General features: G+C 68.8%; 16 protein-coding genes. 10 read left to right on the forward strand and 6 right to left on the reverse strand.

What is annotated here, in order from left to right:
- The first annotated feature begins 10 nt into the window (after window positions 1-10).
- Together MCHLDSM_RS03550 and MCHLDSM_RS03555 are read left to right on the forward strand one after the other, a co-directional pair.
- Entirely contained in the window at window positions 11-925 is a 915-nt protein-coding gene (locus MCHLDSM_RS03550; RefSeq protein WP_048468899.1) for a quinone oxidoreductase family protein, read from the forward strand.
- Window positions 926-961: 36 nt separating this feature from the next.
- Window positions 962-1,903 carry an NAD(P)H-dependent flavin oxidoreductase gene (locus MCHLDSM_RS03555; RefSeq protein ID WP_048468900.1) on the forward strand — a complete coding sequence of 314 codons (942 nt, stop codon included), beginning with the start codon at window positions 962-964 and terminating at the stop codon, window positions 1,901-1,903.
- Window positions 1,904-1,969: 66 nt separating this feature from the next.
- Here MCHLDSM_RS03555 and MCHLDSM_RS03560 read toward each other — a convergent pair whose 3' ends face one another.
- Complete coding sequence (locus MCHLDSM_RS03560; RefSeq protein WP_048468901.1) at window positions 1,970-2,911, reverse strand: manganese catalase family protein; 942 nt, start codon at window positions 2,909-2,911, stop codon at window positions 1,970-1,972.
- A gap of 426 nt (window positions 2,912-3,337) precedes the next feature.
- Here MCHLDSM_RS03560 and MCHLDSM_RS03565 point away from each other — a divergent pair, with 426 nt between their 5' ends.
- From MCHLDSM_RS03565 to MCHLDSM_RS03575, 3 genes are all read left to right on the forward strand, one after another.
- Window positions 3,338-3,901 (forward strand): hypothetical protein, encoded by a 564-nt coding sequence (locus MCHLDSM_RS03565; RefSeq protein ID WP_048468902.1) that lies wholly within the window; start codon window positions 3,338-3,340, stop codon window positions 3,899-3,901.
- 100 nt (window positions 3,902-4,001) lie between these two features.
- Window positions 4,002-4,559: a CsbD family protein gene (locus MCHLDSM_RS03570; RefSeq protein ID WP_048468903.1), complete on the forward strand. Its 558-nt coding sequence runs from the start codon at window positions 4,002-4,004 to the stop codon at window positions 4,557-4,559.
- 26 nt (window positions 4,560-4,585) lie between these two features.
- Window positions 4,586-5,263, forward strand: a complete 678-nt coding sequence (locus MCHLDSM_RS03575; RefSeq protein WP_048468994.1) for a hypothetical protein — start codon at window positions 4,586-4,588, stop codon at window positions 5,261-5,263.
- Window positions 5,264-5,359: 96 nt separating this feature from the next.
- On the opposite strand, the gene MCHLDSM_RS03580 is transcribed toward MCHLDSM_RS03575, so the two are convergent.
- From MCHLDSM_RS03580 to MCHLDSM_RS03590, 3 genes are all read right to left on the reverse strand, one after another.
- A complete protein-coding gene (locus tag MCHLDSM_RS03580; protein WP_048468904.1) occupies window positions 5,360-5,926 on the reverse strand; it encodes a hemerythrin domain-containing protein in 567 nt (188 codons plus the stop codon).
- A gap of 214 nt (window positions 5,927-6,140) precedes the next feature.
- Window positions 6,141-6,449: a hypothetical protein gene (locus tag MCHLDSM_RS03585; RefSeq protein WP_048468905.1), complete on the reverse strand. Its 309-nt coding sequence runs from the start codon at window positions 6,447-6,449 to the stop codon at window positions 6,141-6,143.
- A gap of 281 nt (window positions 6,450-6,730) precedes the next feature.
- Entirely contained in the window at window positions 6,731-7,477 is a 747-nt protein-coding gene (locus MCHLDSM_RS03590) for an alpha/beta fold hydrolase (protein ID WP_048468906.1), read from the reverse strand.
- Between the two features lie 62 nt (window positions 7,478-7,539).
- On the opposite strand from MCHLDSM_RS03590, the gene MCHLDSM_RS03595 reads away from it, so the two are divergent.
- Both MCHLDSM_RS03595 and MCHLDSM_RS03600 read left to right on the forward strand, forming a co-directional pair.
- A complete protein-coding gene (locus MCHLDSM_RS03595; protein ID WP_048468907.1) occupies window positions 7,540-8,283 on the forward strand; it encodes an SDR family oxidoreductase in 744 nt (247 codons plus the stop codon).
- Complete coding sequence (locus MCHLDSM_RS03600; RefSeq protein ID WP_048468908.1) at window positions 8,280-9,218, forward strand: NAD-dependent epimerase/dehydratase family protein; 939 nt, start codon at window positions 8,280-8,282, stop codon at window positions 9,216-9,218. Before MCHLDSM_RS03595 ends, MCHLDSM_RS03600 begins: the two co-directional genes overlap by 4 nt.
- On the opposite strand, the gene MCHLDSM_RS03605 is transcribed toward MCHLDSM_RS03600, so the two are convergent.
- Window positions 9,219-9,896 (reverse strand): DUF1345 domain-containing protein, encoded by a 678-nt coding sequence (locus MCHLDSM_RS03605; protein ID WP_234713841.1) that lies wholly within the window; start codon window positions 9,894-9,896, stop codon window positions 9,219-9,221.
- 153 nt (window positions 9,897-10,049) lie between these two features.
- On the opposite strand from MCHLDSM_RS03605, the gene MCHLDSM_RS03615 reads away from it, so the two are divergent.
- From MCHLDSM_RS03615 to MCHLDSM_RS03625, 3 genes are read left to right on the forward strand one after another with little or no spacing between them, the layout of a single operon-like run.
- Window positions 10,050-11,486 carry a DUF3375 domain-containing protein gene (locus tag MCHLDSM_RS03615; RefSeq protein WP_048468911.1) on the forward strand — a complete coding sequence of 479 codons (1,437 nt, stop codon included), beginning with the start codon at window positions 10,050-10,052 and terminating at the stop codon, window positions 11,484-11,486.
- Complete coding sequence (locus tag MCHLDSM_RS03620) at window positions 11,483-12,169, forward strand: DUF4194 domain-containing protein (protein ID WP_048468912.1); 687 nt, start codon at window positions 11,483-11,485, stop codon at window positions 12,167-12,169. Before MCHLDSM_RS03615 ends, MCHLDSM_RS03620 begins: the two co-directional genes overlap by 4 nt.
- Window positions 12,166-15,522: an ATP-binding protein gene (locus tag MCHLDSM_RS03625; RefSeq protein ID WP_048468913.1), complete on the forward strand. Its 3,357-nt coding sequence runs from the start codon at window positions 12,166-12,168 to the stop codon at window positions 15,520-15,522. Before MCHLDSM_RS03620 ends, MCHLDSM_RS03625 begins: the two co-directional genes overlap by 4 nt.
- 10 nt (window positions 15,523-15,532) lie before the next feature.
- Here the strand turns inward: MCHLDSM_RS03625 and MCHLDSM_RS03630 are convergent, their stop codons facing one another.
- Entirely contained in the window at window positions 15,533-16,267 is a 735-nt protein-coding gene (locus MCHLDSM_RS03630) for a ribonuclease T2 family protein (protein ID WP_234713842.1), read from the reverse strand.
- Between the last annotated feature and the right edge of the window lie 75 nt (window positions 16,268-16,342).

The following is a 16,342-nucleotide window of genomic DNA, read 5'->3' on the forward strand; positions in this document are numbered from 1 at the left end:
AGGGGGGCTCATGCGGGCAGCCGTACTGGAAACAATCGGACAACCGCCGCGGGTCACGGATTTCGCCGACCCGACCGGCGACGACGTCGTCCGTGTGACGCTGGCCGGCTGCAATCCCGTCGACCTCGCACTGGCCTCCGGCGAGATGGGCCGGCCGGAGGTCCCGAAGGTGGTCGGCAAGGAGGGCATCGGGGTCACCGCCGGCGGAGCGCGGGTCTATTTCGATTCTCCGCCAGCACCTTTCGGATCGTGGGCGGAGCGCACCCGGATCTACCCGGAGAAGGCCTACCCCGTGCCGGACGCCGTCGACGACGACACAGCGGTCGCGCTGGGCATCGCCGGGCTCGCGGCCTGGCTACCGCTGACCCGTCATGCCGATGTGTCGGCCGGCCAATCGGTGCTGGTGCTGGGCGCGACCGGGGTGGTGGGCGCGATCGCGATCCAGGCAGCCCAGATCCTCGGTGCGGGATACATCGTGGGCGCCGGCCGTGACCCGGAGGCCCTGGAGAAGATCCTCGACCTCGGCGCCGACGCCACCGTGCAGCTCGGCGGTGACGACGACGTCGCGGCCCTGCAGGCGGAGGCCGACGGCGGCTTCGACGTGGTGCTCGACCTGGTCTACGGCGATCCGTTCGTCGCCGCGCTGCAGGCCACCACGGTGGACGCCACGCTGATCACGGTCGGGCAGGGCGCCGGGGGCGCTCCGGCCGTCCCGTTCCACGCGCTGATGGGTCGCTCGCACGTCGGGCACCTCAACGACCTGATGCCCGCCCGGATCCTGCGGGAGGCCTACTACGAACTCATGAACCTCGCCGCCGACGGCCGCATCCAGGTGGAGACCACCCGCTACCGCCTCGCGGACGCCGAAGCCGCCTGGCGAGCCCAGGCCGACGGCCCGCACGTCAAGATCGGCATCGAGATCTGACCTTCTCTTTTCGCCGCACCTCCCTAGGATCGGGCCATGGACCTGCCCGCCATACCGTGGTGGCAGTCGATGCGGCTCGAGGTCCCGATCGTCAACGCGCCGATGGGCGGGGTCGCCGGCGGTGCGCTCGCCGCCGCGGTGTCACGTGCAGGCGGTCTGGGCATGATGGGAATGGGCAGCAGCGCAACGACATCGACGTTGCACGAACAACTCCGACACGTCGGGGATCTCGACCGCCCGTTTGGCATCGGCCTCATCGGTTGGCGGGTCCGTGACGAGCCCGCGCTGTTGACCACTGCACTCGAAGCGCGGCCTGCACTGCTGTCGGTGAGCTTCGGTGACGACGACGCCTGGATCTCCCGGGCGCACGACGCAGGCTGTGCGACGGCCACCCAGGTAGCCGATCTGGAGGAAGCCCTCCGCGCTGTCGACGCCGGGGTGGACGTACTGGTCGCTCGGGGCGCGGAGGGCGGCGGCCACGGCCAACCCCGGGTGGCGATGCTGACCTTGCTCGCACAGACCCTCGACCGCGTCGACGTCCCCGTGCTGGCCGCGGGCGGCATCGCGACACCGCGAGCGCTGGCCGCGGTGCTCGCCGCCGGAGCGGCGGGTGCGTGGATCGGGACAGCGTTCGCGGCGTGCCCGGAGTCCTTGCTGCCGGACGAGGCACGTCAGGCGATGATCGCCGCCCATGCCACGGACACCGTCACCACCCGCGCTTTCGACGTCGCGCTCGGGTATGCATGGCCGCCACACATACCCGAACGGTTGCTGCGCAATGCATTCACCGACCGATGGAACGGCCGCGAAGCGGAGATCGACGGCGCCGCGGCAGAGGCCCTGCGCACTGCGATCACCCACCACGACTACCGGGTGGCGCCCGTCAATGCCGGGCAGGGCGTCGGCGAGGTGACTGCCGTCGAACCGGTCGCCGCCGTCATCACCCGACTGTGCGAGTGCCACCCGTCCGGCGGATAACCCGGTGATGCGCAGGCGCTCCCGACGACGAATGCGTCCACAGGCAATAGATCATGTCTGCCGACCTCACGTGGTCACGCCGTTGGCCGAGGCGATCTCGACTTCCGCGGTGGCCTGAATGAGGGCGAGCAGTTCCTTGTCGAGACCCGGCGCGAACTCCTCGCGCCTCTCCGGGGCGATCGTCATCGGGAAACCTTCGGGCATCACCGCCGTGCTCAGCTCGGTGCCGTCGTTGGACGGTGACGCACCGCGGTAGAGCTTGGCCGCCTGGCTCTCGTCGTCGGCGCTGAACGTGAACTGGATGCTCTGCAAGCCCTTGTCGAGAAGTTTCTTCACCTCGGGGAACTTCTCGGCATTCGTCTTCGGGATGGGCAGCGCGGCGCCCCAGTTCACCCCCAGGCTCTCCAGCGCCTTGGCGAACGCGTTCTCGTGTGCCTGATCGCGAACGATGAGGTAGGCGATGGTGGAGCGAGCCGCCTTGTTGTCGGTCATCTGGTAGATCCGGCACTTCTGCAGCCGGCCGGTCGACTCCAACATCAGGTTGTAGAGCAGATCGAGCACGAGGTTGCCGCTGTTGTAGACGTAGGACCCGGACCACGGATTGCCGGCCGCGTCGACCGGCAGCGCCCCCTGAGCGCCCACCAGGTAGTGGTGAATATTGCTGGTGTCCAACGCGATCTTGAGCGGCGTGGCGCCCTTGGCACCCGGTTTGTCCACAGGATCGGTCTTCTTGCCGTGGTACTCCGGGGAACCGTCCAGCAGGCGCGAGATGGTGGTGCCGATCAGTTCCACATGGCTGATCTCCTCGGTGCCGACGCCCTGCAGCAGATCCTTGTACGGCTTGGATGTCGTGTCACCGCGAAAGTTCATGCTCTGGAACAGGTATTGCATCATCGTGCGCATCTCGCCGAACTGGCCACCGAGGCCTTCTTGCAGGGCGTTCGCCGCGGCGGGATCCGGCTCGTCGACAGCGATCTCGTTGATGAGTTGTTGTGTGTGCAAGTACATGTTGGCCCTCAAAGGTTGCGGGTGCGGAATCCCGATCACCACGACCGGGAGTCCAAGGTGCGGCCAACGCCGACGGACATGGTGATGACGTGGCCTGCAACAGCTGTTGCGCGCCGACAGAGCAGACACTGCTAACGACTGAGCCGACGACGTCGTGGTACCCGCACCACCCTCGGTGAAACGTCCTCGGCGCTGGGCGGGCCGAGGCGTACGCTCGGGAGAGTCGGGTTGGTCAAGATCGAATTTCGTTCGATCCGAATATGATTCGTCACATCTTCCGTTGCCGGGGTTTCGAACTGTCCGCAATGGTGAACACCCCATGCGCGGGCATCTGAGCTCGTGTAGTCGCGTCGAGCCCCGGCGTTGCCACCCCGACCGGGACAGCCGCCCGGCATCCTCGACACACTCACGATCTCAAGGAAATTCATGTCATCACGAAACACGTTCGTCCGGTCCCTGCATGACCTCGGCGCGGCAGCCTGGTTCGGCGGCTCCCTGATGGGGGCCGTCGGGGTCAACGGTGCCGCCGCCTCCGTTCGCGACTCGCATGACCGGGTCCGCGTTGCCGCGGTGGGCTGGGCCAAATGGGCTCCCGTCAGCGCCGTGGCCATCGGCGCGCACCTGCTGGGCGGCGCCTCCATCCTGTATGCCAACCGGGGACGGGCCAGGCACCAGTCGGGCGTCACGTCCAACACCGTCGCGAAGACGCTACTGACCGGCGCCGCCCTGGGGGCCACCGCCTACAGCGGCGTTCTCGGCGCCAAAACTGCTCAGGGCGATGGTGATCCGGTAGAAGGCGCGACGGATCCGTCGGCCTCCACTCCCGACGACGTGGCGCAGGCGCAACGTCAGTTGCGGTACCTGCAGTGGGCGCTCCCCGTGCTCACGGGCTCGATCCTGATCCTGAGCGCACAGCAGGGCGAGCAGCAGCGGCCCACCCAGATTCTCGCGGGTGTCGGCAGCAAGCTCACCCGGCGAGCGCAGACCTGATCCCGCCGATCTTCTCCGAGAACGCTCGGGATCGAACCCACATCGAAGACATCCGGACGACGCACCGTGACGCCGGTCCGTTGTCACAGAAGGAGACACCATGACAGAGCATGAGAAAGCCGACCAGGCCCGCAAAGGTCTGATCGACTCGGTGAAGGGCAAGGCGAAAGAGTTCGTCGGCGCAGTGACCGGCAACGATTCGCTGACCGCCGAGGGCCAGCTCGAGCAGACGCAGGCCCGGGAGCGCAGGCACGCCAACACCGTCGAGGCGGTCGCCGACGCCGAGGCCGAGCAGGCCCGCGCTGAGGCATCAGACGCGCAGCGGCAGGGTGCCCAGGAGCGCCGCGCGGTCAACGCCGAAGCCGCGGCCGCCGAGAAGGCAGTCCACGAACAGAAGGACGAGCAGAAGCGTGAGGCCGAACGCGCCGCCGCTACTCAGGCGGCCGAGGAGAAGGTGCACGCCGATCTCGACGCGCAGCACGCGGTGCACCAGGCCAAGGCCGACGAGCAGGCGCAGGTCGCGGCAGCCGCACGCGAGGTCGCCGATGCCGCCGACGAGCAGGCAGCCGCGGAGCACATCACCTCCAACGCCCACGAGGAAGCCGACCGCATCAGGGCGCGTGCCGCGCACCTGACCCACGAAGCCGATCTGCCGTGAGCACCGGCCACACACAGGAGTCATCGATGAGAATCACGAACATCCCCTTCGCCGTACTGGGCTTGCAGTACAAGATCGCCCGGTTCCCGCTTCAACTGATCGAGGACAGACTTGTCGCGCGCATGGACGCGGAGACTCCCGCACGTCTGTTCTTCGAGCGCTCGCTGGGCATGATGGACGCGGCCGTCGGCACCGTACTGGGTGACTCGCAGCTCAAGACGCGCGGTGAGGCTCTGGCCGAGCGCAGTGACGCGCTCAGCCGCGCCGCCCGCCTCGACGCCGCCGCAGCGCGCAAGGAAGCGCACGCCGCGGCCGACCTGAGGTCCACTCTCGACAACGTCGCCGAGAAGAGCGCGCAGGCGCGCGCATCGGCCAACCGCGATGTCAAACAGGCGTGGACCGAGGCCGAGGAGCGCAAGAACGGCGCAGCGCAAGCTGCCGGCGAGCGTGCAGAAGCGGGCAAGCACCAGGCAGACGAGGTCGCGAAACGCCGGACGAGCTCAGTCAATGAGGCCAAACGCGTTGCGCAGGAGGATATTCGCGCCAACGAAAGCAAGGCCACTGCAGCGGCGCAGTCCCAGCTGGACAGCGCCCAGGCGAAGCAATCCGAGGCTGACCACCGTCGCGCTCAGGCAGAACGCGTCGAGCAGTTGGCCGACGCCGAGAAGCAGAAGCGCCAGGCAGCGGCCGCACGAAAGTCCTGACACCGCAACCACCTGATACCAAAGATCACCGCGTTCGGCAGCCTGCCGGGCGCGGTGATCTCGTCGACGGCCAACTCCTCGCAGACCGGACGCTGTTCACCTCATCGCTGCGGAGATGATGTCGCGAGCACGGTCGAGCATCGACGCGAACGGCCCGATGGCGAAGTTCAGCAGGGAGGATTCGACCCCGGGATGCGGCCGGGTGGGGGCGATGGCCTGCGCGGCCTGCACTGCCGGCGCCAGGCGCTTCAGCTCATCCGGGTCGAGGTCACGCTGAAGTCGATCGAACTCCTCGGCCTCCTCGCGGTCGGCGTGGTCGACCACGGTGGCCTTGAAGACGATGAGTGCGTCCATGAACTCCTGCGAGTCGATGTCCATGCGCTCCAGCGCCGCCAGCTGCTCTTTGGCGTCGTGCTCCTCGAGCAGTCGGGCGTCGACGATGATGTCGCCGCCGTCGAGGTCCCGCCGCGCCCGGGGGTGAACGATCATCTCTTCCGCCGTCTCGTGCACGGCGAGCAGTTGCCGCAACTCGACGAATGCCTGCTCCCGCGCTGTCGATCCCGATGCATGGACGACGTCGTCGAACATGTCCTTGATCTGGTTGTGCTGACCTCGAAGGAATTCGACGACGTCGTCGGTCGAGGGGACGAATGTCTCCACCACGGGGAGTACCTCTGATTTCACAGATAGGGGGTGTGGCACCACAACTGCGTGCCATCTCTCGGGATTGCCGAAACCGGGCATACCGAAACCTGTTTCCCCTGCGTCGGGCCGTGGACTGGGCCAGGACACCAGAACCGACGAAAGCCCCCGCCACTGTACGAAGCGCAGTGACGAGGGCGATCGGTGGCCGAGGACTCATCGTCCTCGGTGGGGATCAGACGTCGTCGTGGTGGCGGCTGCCGGACTTGGCGATTCCGCGGCTCACCATGTAGCCGATGCTCAAGATCACCACGTAGAACCACGCACGGTCGGCGCGGAAGTAGTCCTCGTGGGCGTCGGTGGTACTGACGAGGAACGACGCGACGAGGACGCCGACAACGGCAACCACGTAGACGATGAATTCCGTTGTCTTGTAGGCGATCTTGGTCTCTGCGCTGCGCCGGGCGGGCACGCGGTCGTGCTGGTGGTCGACCGCGCTGTAGGCGGCGGGGCGAGCGGCGGCGGTGGGGTTGTTCGTGGTCATTCGTACTCCTTGTGACAGCGGTCGACAGGTCGACCGTCGATGGGATGGTGCGCAGGGCCCTCACCGGGGTGCATGGACCCGAGGGCATGAGATGAAGGATGGGCTGAGAGTTTCGAGGACCGGGATTGCCCGTGTGTGATTCCTCGACGCCCGCTGTCGAGCGCTTTTCTAGGCTCGACATCGTTGACCCTACCGGCGGGTAACGGATTCACCTAATCGACGATGCAGGTTTGAGAATGCAAAAAACTGTTCTGCACAAGCAGTTTGGTAGACGCCGAGCCTCAGTCGAGTGTGGCCCAGAACCGGTTGAGCGCCTCCGCGCCGCGGTGCGGGTCCTCCACCATCCACCAGTGCCCGAGCCCGTCGAGCACCTCGGTACGCGCGCCGGCACGGTCGGCCGCCCGCCGGCGGTGGTCGTTGGCCCCGATGTACGGGTCCTCGGTGGCCAGCAGCGACAGCCCGGGCCGCGCGGCGGCGGACTCCAGCGCCCGGCCCGCCTCCGCCATCGCCGGCTGCGTGGCCGACCGGTAGAGGGCGAGGATCGCCCGCCCCATGTCGGCGTTCTGGTGTTCGGCGATCGCCGCCCCGATGTCGGCCGGAATGCCCAGGGAAACCATGAGATCCGTCCGCGCGGTCAGGTCACCGCCGAGCATCGCGTCGATCGCTTCCTCCCCGGCCCCCGGCGTCTGCCACACCTGGGCCAGGTCGTGCCACACGTAGTCGGGATCGAACAGCCCGACGACATCGGTGGCCCAGCTGCGCACCAGTTCGGGCCGGTGCATGACGACGTTGACGACGTGTCCGCCACCCCAGTCGTGGCCGACGAGATCGATCGGTCCGTCGATGGCCTCCAGTTCGGCCTCGAGCCAGTCGCGGTACTCGGTGAACGTCGCACCGAAGCCGTCCGGCAATGGTGCGCCGAACCCCGGCGGCGAGAGGAGCACCACGTCGTCGCGACCCAGCACGGCGACCAGCGGCCCCCAGATCGCCGCCGTCTCGGGATTGCCGTGAACGAACACCGCTGCCATGGGGGTAAGACTACGGACTTTCCGGGGGTTCATCTGCGGGCTGGGGTGCCAGGGTGGAGGATATGAAAATCACCGTGATAGGCGCATCAGGACAGATCGGATCCCGCGTGGTGGAGGTGCTCACCGCCGCCGGGCACGACGTGGTCGGCGCATCGAAACGCACAGGGGCCGACGTGCTCACCGGCGAGGGCCTCGCCGATGCGGTCGCGGGCTCGGCGGTGCTCGTCGACGTCACCAATTCACCGTCGTTCGAGGACGGTCCGGTGATGGACTTCTTCAGCAGGTCCTCGGCGAACCTGGTCAAGGCCGCAGCCGATGCGGGTGTCGGCCACTACGTCGCCTTGTCGATCGTCGGCGCCGACGGTCTGCCCGACAGCGGCTACATGCGGGCGAAGGTGGTGCAGGAGCGGACCGTCGCGGATTCCGGCCTGCCCTACACGATCGTCCGCGCGACCCAGTTCCACGAGTTCGCCGAGGCCATCGTCGACTCGCTGGCGGCCGGCGACGAGATCCACGCCCCGCAGGCCCGCATCCAGCCGGTCGCCGCGGCGGACGTGGCCGCGACCGTCGCCGACGCTGCTGGAGGCGCACCGGTCAACGGCATCCTCGACCTGGGCGGGCCGGACAAGATGACCTTCGCCGAACTCGCCCGCACCGTGCTCACCCACCGCGGCGAGCACACGCCCGTCGTCGTCGACCCGGGCGCGACGTACTTCGGCACCCGCGTCGACGACGACAGCCTGGTCACCGGTGCCGGCGCCGTGCTGGGCGACCTGCGGTTCACCGACTGGCTGGCGTCGCGGTGACCGAGCAGCCCCGCGTCCTGGTCACCGGCGCCGCCGGCTACGTCGGCAGTCACATCGTCAATCAGCTTCTCGCACAGGGCTATCCCGTGCGTGCGGCGGTGCGCACCGCGGCGCGCGCCGACGAGGTCCGTCGCACCGTCGCCGCGGGTGGATTCGACGACAGCGAGGTCGAGTTCGCCTACGCCGACCTCGGTTCTGATGACGGCTGGGCCGACGCGGTGGCCGGCACGCGGTACGTCCAGCACGTCGCCTCCCCCTTCCCCGCCGACAACCCCCGCAACGAGGACGAGGTCATCGTCCCGGCGCGCGACGGCGCGCTGCGGGTGCTGCGGGCCGCCCGGGACGCCGGGTGCGCCCGGGTGGTGATGACGTCGTCGTTCGCCGCGGTCGGCTACTCCCCCAAGGCCGATCAGCACTGGACGGAGCAGGACTGGACCGATCCCGCCGATGAGAACACGGCCTACGTACGGTCCAAGGCGATCGCCGAACGGGCGGCCTGGGATTTCGCCGCGGCCGAAGGGCTCGAGCTGACGACCGTCGTCCCCGTCGGCATCTTCGGTCCGACGCTCGGGCCGCACCTGTCGACCTCGGTGCAGATCGTGCGGTCGATGCTCACCGGTGAGGCGCAGCGCCTGCCGGGCCAGTACTTCGGGGTGGTGGACGTGCGCGATGTCGCCGACGCGCAGCTGCGGGCGATGACGGCCGGTGCCGCCGCCGGCGAACGCTTCCTGGTGGTCGCCGACGAGCCGGCGATGACGTTCGGTGAGCTGGCGGGCATGCTCGGCGTCACCGTGCAGGACGAGGCGCGCGACCTCGGCGAACGCCCGCAGATCAGCAACGCGAAGGCCAAGGAGCTGCTGGGGTGGCAGCCACGCCCCGCCGAGGAGACCGTGCGCGACACCGCCGGTTCGCTGCGCGATCTGGGGCTGGTCTGATCAGAAGCCGGACGCGATCAGGTTGACGACCGACGCCACGATCACGGACCCGAACAGGTACGACAGCAGCGCGTGTTTGAGCGCGGTGGCACGCATCCGCGACGAGGTCAGGTTCGTGTCCGAGATCGCGAAGCTCATACCGACCGCGTAGGCGACGTAGGCGAAGTCGCTGTAGCGGGGCGGCTCGTCGCTGTTGAAATCGATTCCGCCGACCGGCTTCTCGCGGAAGTAGATCTTGGCGTAGCTCAGTGCGTAGAGGGTGTGCACCGCGAACCACGAGATCACCACGCTGGCCACGGCGATGCCGGGCGCCAGCGCGGCGAAATGGTCGGGTCGCGCCTTGGCCAGCAGCAGACCGACCCCGACCAGGCTCGCCAGCGCCCCGCCGAGGATCAGCGCGAAGACGGTCCGCCGGCCCGGCTCCTCGAACTCGGCATGGGACGCGGTGCGCTCCGCGTCGAACGGCCACAGCACCGACCAGGTCCACACCATGTAGGTGACGGCCAGCGCGTCCCACCCGATCAGCACCGAGAACCAGCCGAACCGCACCGAGGCGAGTAGCCCGGCCAGCACGCCGACGATCGCGGCGCCGATCAGGCGCACCGCAGGGGTGTGCATCCGGGCCGTCGTCATCCGAGCAGTCAACCAGGCGCCGACGCGGAGCGTGAGCAACGTCATCGACTTCTCAGCAGACCCTACGATCCCGCTGGTCACACCCGTCACAGGCTGGGCCGGTAACCTCGCGACACTCCCCTCCCGGACCGCAGCGGTGTCGCCGCCGTGCCCTATGTTGGGGCGTCCGGCGAGCATCGAGGGCATCGAGGAGGGTGAGTGGACGACCACGGGGGGCGATCGGCCGCTGACCTGCTCGAGCTGAATCGCGACCTGCAGAGTTCGCCGACCGTCCGGCTGCTCGCCGCCACCAACCTGAGCCTGTACTCGACGTTGATGGACCGTCACCTGTCCGGCGGGGTGGTCGCCGAGACCGAGCTCGTGGTCCGGATCGAGCGTGACCTCGCCGACCTCGAGGACGACCAGTCCGGGCTCGCGCTGATCAAGTCGTGGGCCAGCCAGGGTTGGCTACATCGGATCGTCGATGAACGCACCGACCAGAACGTCTGCTACCTGACCCAGGACGCGCGCCGCGCGCTGGACTTCCTGCGCGGCATGCGCCGCCAGGACACGATCGCGACCGGCGGATCGATCAACGGCATCGCCGGCCGGCTCCGGCACGTCGCCCTCAAGGTCGGCAACGACCCCGCCCGCATCCGCAAGCACATCGAGAACGAGATCGAGGCGCTGCGCCGCGAACTCGATCAACTCGAGGCCGGCGAGCGCCCCGAACCCGACGTCACCGACGCCTACGACGAAGCCCGGGCGATCGCGCTGCAGATGGAACGCCTCATCACCGATATCGGCCAGTACGGCACGATGATCGAGCAGGCCACCGCCGCCCTCGACGAGCCGATCGACAGCAACGTGGAGTACCGCGACCGTCAGCGGCAGATGTACGCCGACTACCAGGCGGCGTGGGATTCCCAGGGCCGCGACAGCCACCGCGCGTTCCTGCGGATGATCAACGACCCGGACCAGCGCGCCGAGTTCGAGGCCGACGTCGCCGCCGTCGCCGAGGCGCTGCCTCACCTCGATCCGGCGCTGCGCGCGGTGATGGCCGGGTTCTTCGAGCTCGTCGGTCACCAGATCGACGAGGTCGAACGCATCCAGCAGCGCTGCGCCCAGCGGGTCAAACGGTTCACCGCGTTCGGCACCCTGGAGCAGAGCCGCGGTGTGGCCCGTCAGCTGGGCGAGGCCATCGGCGCGGCCCGCACGCTGCTCAAGACCTCGCTCACCGATTCGCGGCTGGACCTCGAACTGCCGCTGGCCCGCCACGCGATCAGCTCCGTCGGCGCGCTCAGCTTCAAGATCGGCGATCTGTCGAATCCCAAGCCCGCCAAGCCCGCCGACGGCGAGGTCGATCTGGCCAGCTTCGCCGCGCTCACCACGCAGGTGGACGCGCCCGCGATGTCGGAGATGCTCAACGCCGCCGTCGCCCGCGGGCCGGTGACGCTGCCCGACGCGGTGGCCATGCTCGATAACGCGTACCTCGGCCACGTCATCGTGCTGTGGTCCTGGGCGCTCAAGCAGCCGAACGACGACACCGGCAGGTCGACGACCGTCCGGTTCCGGTCCCTGGACGGCCGGGACCGCGAAATGGCCGTTCCCGACCTGTCTTTCACCGAACCGATCACCGCAGGAGTGGCCTCGTGAGCACCGACACAGCGGCCGACTTCGCTGCGTTTTCCGACTTGCCGCAGGTCGACCAGAGCGCCCGCCCCCCGCACCAGCGCCGGCCCCGCTTCGACGGCGATGTCTCCGAACTGCCCGACCGCGCCTGCTGGGCGTTGCAGCACCTGCTCACCCGGCGCTACATCAGCGCCGAATCCGACAGCGACATCTACGCGTGGGTGCTCGAGTACCGCCACCAGCTGTCGGTGCGGCTGTCGGAACTGGACCTGCTGCTGCGCATCGTGGACGGGACCGACGTCGCGTTCGTCGAGCAGGCCCGCTACGAATCCGCCAAGGGCATCAAGCTTCTGCGCCGTGAGCCGCTGGGCACCTATGACTCGATCCTCGCGCTGCACCTGGCGCAGATGATGCGCGCCTCGGGTGGGCAGAGCGTGCTGATCTCCCGCGACGAGATGCACGGACTCTTCTCCGGTGTACTCAACGACGTCGACCGGGACGCGGTGACGTTCGCCGGGCGCGTCGACGCCGCGATCGCGCGCCTCACCGGTCTGGAGATCCTGCGGCGCAGCCGCGACGACGAGGACAGCTACACCATCAGCCCGGTGATCACCGCGGTGATGACCGCCAGCGTGATCAGCGAACTGCAGCAGCAGTTCGAGCTGTTGGCCAACGGCGGAACGACCGCTGAGGAGATCCAGGAGTGACCGAGCAGTTCCACCTGTCCCGGCTGCAGGTCATCAACTGGGGCGTGTTCGACGGGTACCACTCGATCCCGTTCAGCGAGGGCGGCGCTCTGATCGCCGGCGCCTCGGGCAGCGGCAAATCATCACTGCTGGATGCCATTTCGCTGGGCTTCCTGCCGTTCAACCGGCGCAACTTCAACGCCTCGGGCGACAACACGGCCGCCGGGTCGAGCGCGGGCCGGCGCACCGTCGACAAGTACGTGCGCGGCGCGTGGGGGCAGCGCAGCGACGGCGGGACCAGCCGGGTGATGTATCTGCGCGGCGACGGGACCGCGTGGTCGGCGGTGGCCGTCACCTACGCCAGCGACTCCGGACGCACCGTGACGGGCCTGGTGCTCAAGTGGCTGACGGGCGAGTCGCGCAACGACTCGTCGAGCCGCTTCGTGCTCGGCGACGGCGACCTGGGCATCGAGGACGTCTGCAACCGTTGGGCGGCAGGGCGTTTCGACACCGGCGTGTTCAAGGAGGACGGCTGGCGATTCACCACGAAGGTCGAATCGCAGTATCTGGCGCAGCTGTACGCGACCATCGGCATCCGCGCCTCCGACGCCGCCCAGCAGTTGCTCGGCAAGGCGAAGTCACTCAAGAGCGTCGGCGGCCTGGAGCAGTTCGTCCGCGAGTTCATGCTCGACGAGCCCGACAGCCTGGCCCGGCTGCCCGAGGCGCTCAAGCAGATCGACCCGCTGGTCGAGGCCCGCGAACTGCTGGCGGTGGCGCAGAAGAAGCGCAAGATCCTCGGCGACATCGAGAAGATCCAGCAGCGCTATGCCTCGGAGTCGACCGATCTGGGCATCATCGACCTCGTCGACCTGCCGATGGTGCGTGCCTACACCGACCATGTCCGGCTCGCGCAGTGCCCGGCGCAGATCGCGCAGCTCGACACCACCGTCGACCAGCTCGACAACGAGTACGAGGACGTCACCCGCGCGCTGAATCTGGCCAAGGCGGAAGCAGATTCGCTCAATGCGCAGATCAGCGGCACCAGCGCGAACATCGGTCCGCTGCAGAGCCAGGTGACCGCCGCCGAAGCCGAGGCCGAGCAGGTGTCGCGCCGCCGCGGCGCCTACGAGGACATGCTCGCCGCGCAGGACCTCGAGGTGCCCGACACCGCCGACGAGTTCTGGAACCTGCGCGAAGACCTCCTCGCCCAGGCCACCGAGCTGCTGGCCAAGGTGGAACGCCACCGCGAGGCGTCCACCGACGCGGAGTACGCGCAGAAGGCGGCCCGCATCGCGCGCGACGACGCCGCCAAGGAACTCAAGCGGGTGGAGCACGTGGGGTCGGCGCTGCCCGAGTTCGCGCTGCTGATGCGCGAACAGATCTGCGCCGCAGTGGGTGTCGACGCCGCTGCGCTGCCCTATGTCGCCGAGCTGATGGACCTGCGGCCGGACCAGACGCGGTGGCGCACCGCGGTGGAGAAGGTGCTGCGCGGCGTCGGGCTGCGGCTGATGGTGCCCGACCAGCACTGGACGGCGGTGCTGCAGTTCGTCAACGAGACGAACATGCGGGGCCGGCTGGCGCTGCACCACGTGCGGGCGAAGATGCTGGGCGCCGATCCGGTGGATCCGGAACCGAACACGTTGGCGGGCAAGCTGTTCGCCGTCGATCCGGCGCATCCGTGCACGGCCGAGGCGGTCGACATCGTGACAGCCGCCGGCGATCACGTGTGCGTCGACACCCCCGAGGTGTTCGCCCGCTTCCGCCGCGCGGTCACCGACACCGGCCTGTACAAGGACTCCGACCGGCTCGCGATCAAGGACGACCGGCGCCCGCTCAAGCAGTCGGAGTACCTGTACCAGGGCGACGTGTCGGCGAAGATCAATGCGCTGACAGTGGATCTGGCCGCAGCCGAGGAGGCCTACCAGAAGGCGCGCCGCATCGCCGACGACATCGCGGCGCAGCGCCAGCAGTGGCGCGACCGGGCGGCGGCGTGCAAGGCGATCGGCGAGCAGTTTCCGCAGTGGAGCCAGATCGACACCGAGACCGCCGACGGCCACGCCGACCGGTTGCGCGAGCAGTACGAGCTGCTGCTGGCGGACAACCCCGACATCGAGGCGCTCAACGCGCGTGCCGACGAATGCTGGTCGCAGATCCAGAAATTGATGACCCGTCGCGGCGCGATCCAGACCCGCCGCGACGATCTGGACGCCCGCCGGACCCGGCTGTTGGAGCTCTCGGAGCGGCTGTCCCCGGCGTTCGTGTCGGAACCGCTGACCGAGCTGCTGGGCCGCTACGCCGGGCAGCTGCCCGTCGGGCTCGAGCTGCTCGACCCCGAGCCGCACCGCGACGCATTGTTCTCCGCGATCAAGAAAGAACGCGAGCAGCTGCGGGAGAGTCGGCGCCGCTCCTACGACGAACTGGCCCGCATCCTCAACACCTTCGACACCGCGTTCCCCGACGCGATCCCGAACGACTCGAACGATTTCGACGAGCGGGTGCACGACTACGTCGCACTCTGCCGGCACATCGACGAGCGGGAGCTGCCCGAGGCCTACGAGCGGATGATGCGGCTGGTCACCGAGCAGGCCCCGGATGCGATCCTGACGCTGCACCGGGTGGCCGAGCAGGAAGCGCGGCGCATCGCCGAGCAGATCGAGCGCGTCAACACCGGGCTGGGCGCGGTGGAGTTCAACCGCGGCACCCGGCTGACGCTGCGGGCCACCCCGCGCAGCCTGACCGCGGTGTCGGAGCTGACGGAGATCGTGCGGGCCATCTCGCGGCGCATCGCCGAGGTGGGGCTCGGCGACAAGCAGGCAATCCTCGACCAGTACGCCGACATCCTGCGGCTGCGCAACCGGCTCGCGTCGACGGCGCCGGAGGACAAGGCGTGGACGCGCGACGCGCTCGATGTCCGTAACCGGTTCACGTTCGACTGCGCGGAGTGGGACGTGGCGTCCGACGAGCTGATCCGCACGCACAGCAATGCGGGCGACAACTCCGGCGGCGAGCAGGAGAAGCTGATGGCGTTCTGCCTGGCGGGCGCGCTGAGCTTCAACCTGGCCAGCCCGGAGAGTCAGGACAACAGGCCGGTGTTCGCGCAGCTGATGCTCGACGAGGCGTTCTCCAAGTCCGATCCGCAGTTCGCCCAGCAGGCGCTGCAGGCGTTCCGCAAGTTCGGTTTCCAGCTGGTGATCGTCGCGACGGTACAGAACGCGACGACGATCCAGCCCTACATCGACAGCGTGGTGATGGTCAGCAAGACCGAGGCGACGGGCCGCAACGCGCGGCCGGTGGCGACGGTGGCAACCCGGTCGATCGCGGAGTTCACGGAGTTGCGGCACCAGATGCGGACGAGGGTGCCCGCAGGGGTGTAGCGCCGACGATCTACGGCACGCTGCCGTGCCGGCATTGCGCCGCCAACGGCGGACCCTTGTGCAGCGCGTCCACCAACGTCAGCGTGCCGTCCGCGGCGCCAAGGTCGACCACCGGCGGCAGAGACAGCCGAATGTCCACGACCATGGTCCCGGCGCCCGTCGACGACCGGCAGCCCAGCCCGACGCGGTCACCGGTCCCGGCGCCCAGGGCCTCGTCGACCCGCGCGCGGACGGTGGCAAGCGTCAGCCGGCCGCCCGCCGCGTCGCGCAGCACCGGGTCGAGCACCGTGCGGGCCTGCTCAGCGAGGCGCACGGCGTCGTCGAAGTAGTCATCCGGCGAGACACCCGAGCAGGTGCCATGGGCGTACCACTCGTGCTGTGCCAGCGACGCAGTGTTCACCGTCGCCGACTGCAGCCGCTCACGGGTGTCGTCGGACAGCTGCACCGGTGGCCGCCCGGATTCGCGGGCGCGCTGATCCTGCGGTACGCCGCAGTACTGCCGATCCCGCGGCTGCGGCCACAGACCGTGCAGCAGCAGCGTCTGCCCCGCCTTCGCCACCTCCCCGGACGCGCAGGCCGGATTGTCACCTTCCCCGGCGCAGAAGCTGGGCGCCCACGTCAGCACCAGCAAGCTCGAGGCGTCCTCGGAAACCAGCGCGGCCGGATCGGTGTTGCGGTCCAGGACCGTCCCGCTGAAGACGACGGCGGCGACGACCACCGCGCCCAGCGCGGCGGATATGGACAATACGGCTGCGTCGCCTCGCCGCATGGGGCACCCTTCTACCTGAGCAGGACGGTCCACGCTCTCCTCGCGCACAGC

It is taken from the genome of Mycolicibacterium chlorophenolicum, from assembly GCF_001044235.1.
GTDB classification, from domain to species: domain Bacteria; phylum Actinomycetota; class Actinomycetes; order Mycobacteriales; family Mycobacteriaceae; genus Mycobacterium; species Mycobacterium chlorophenolicum.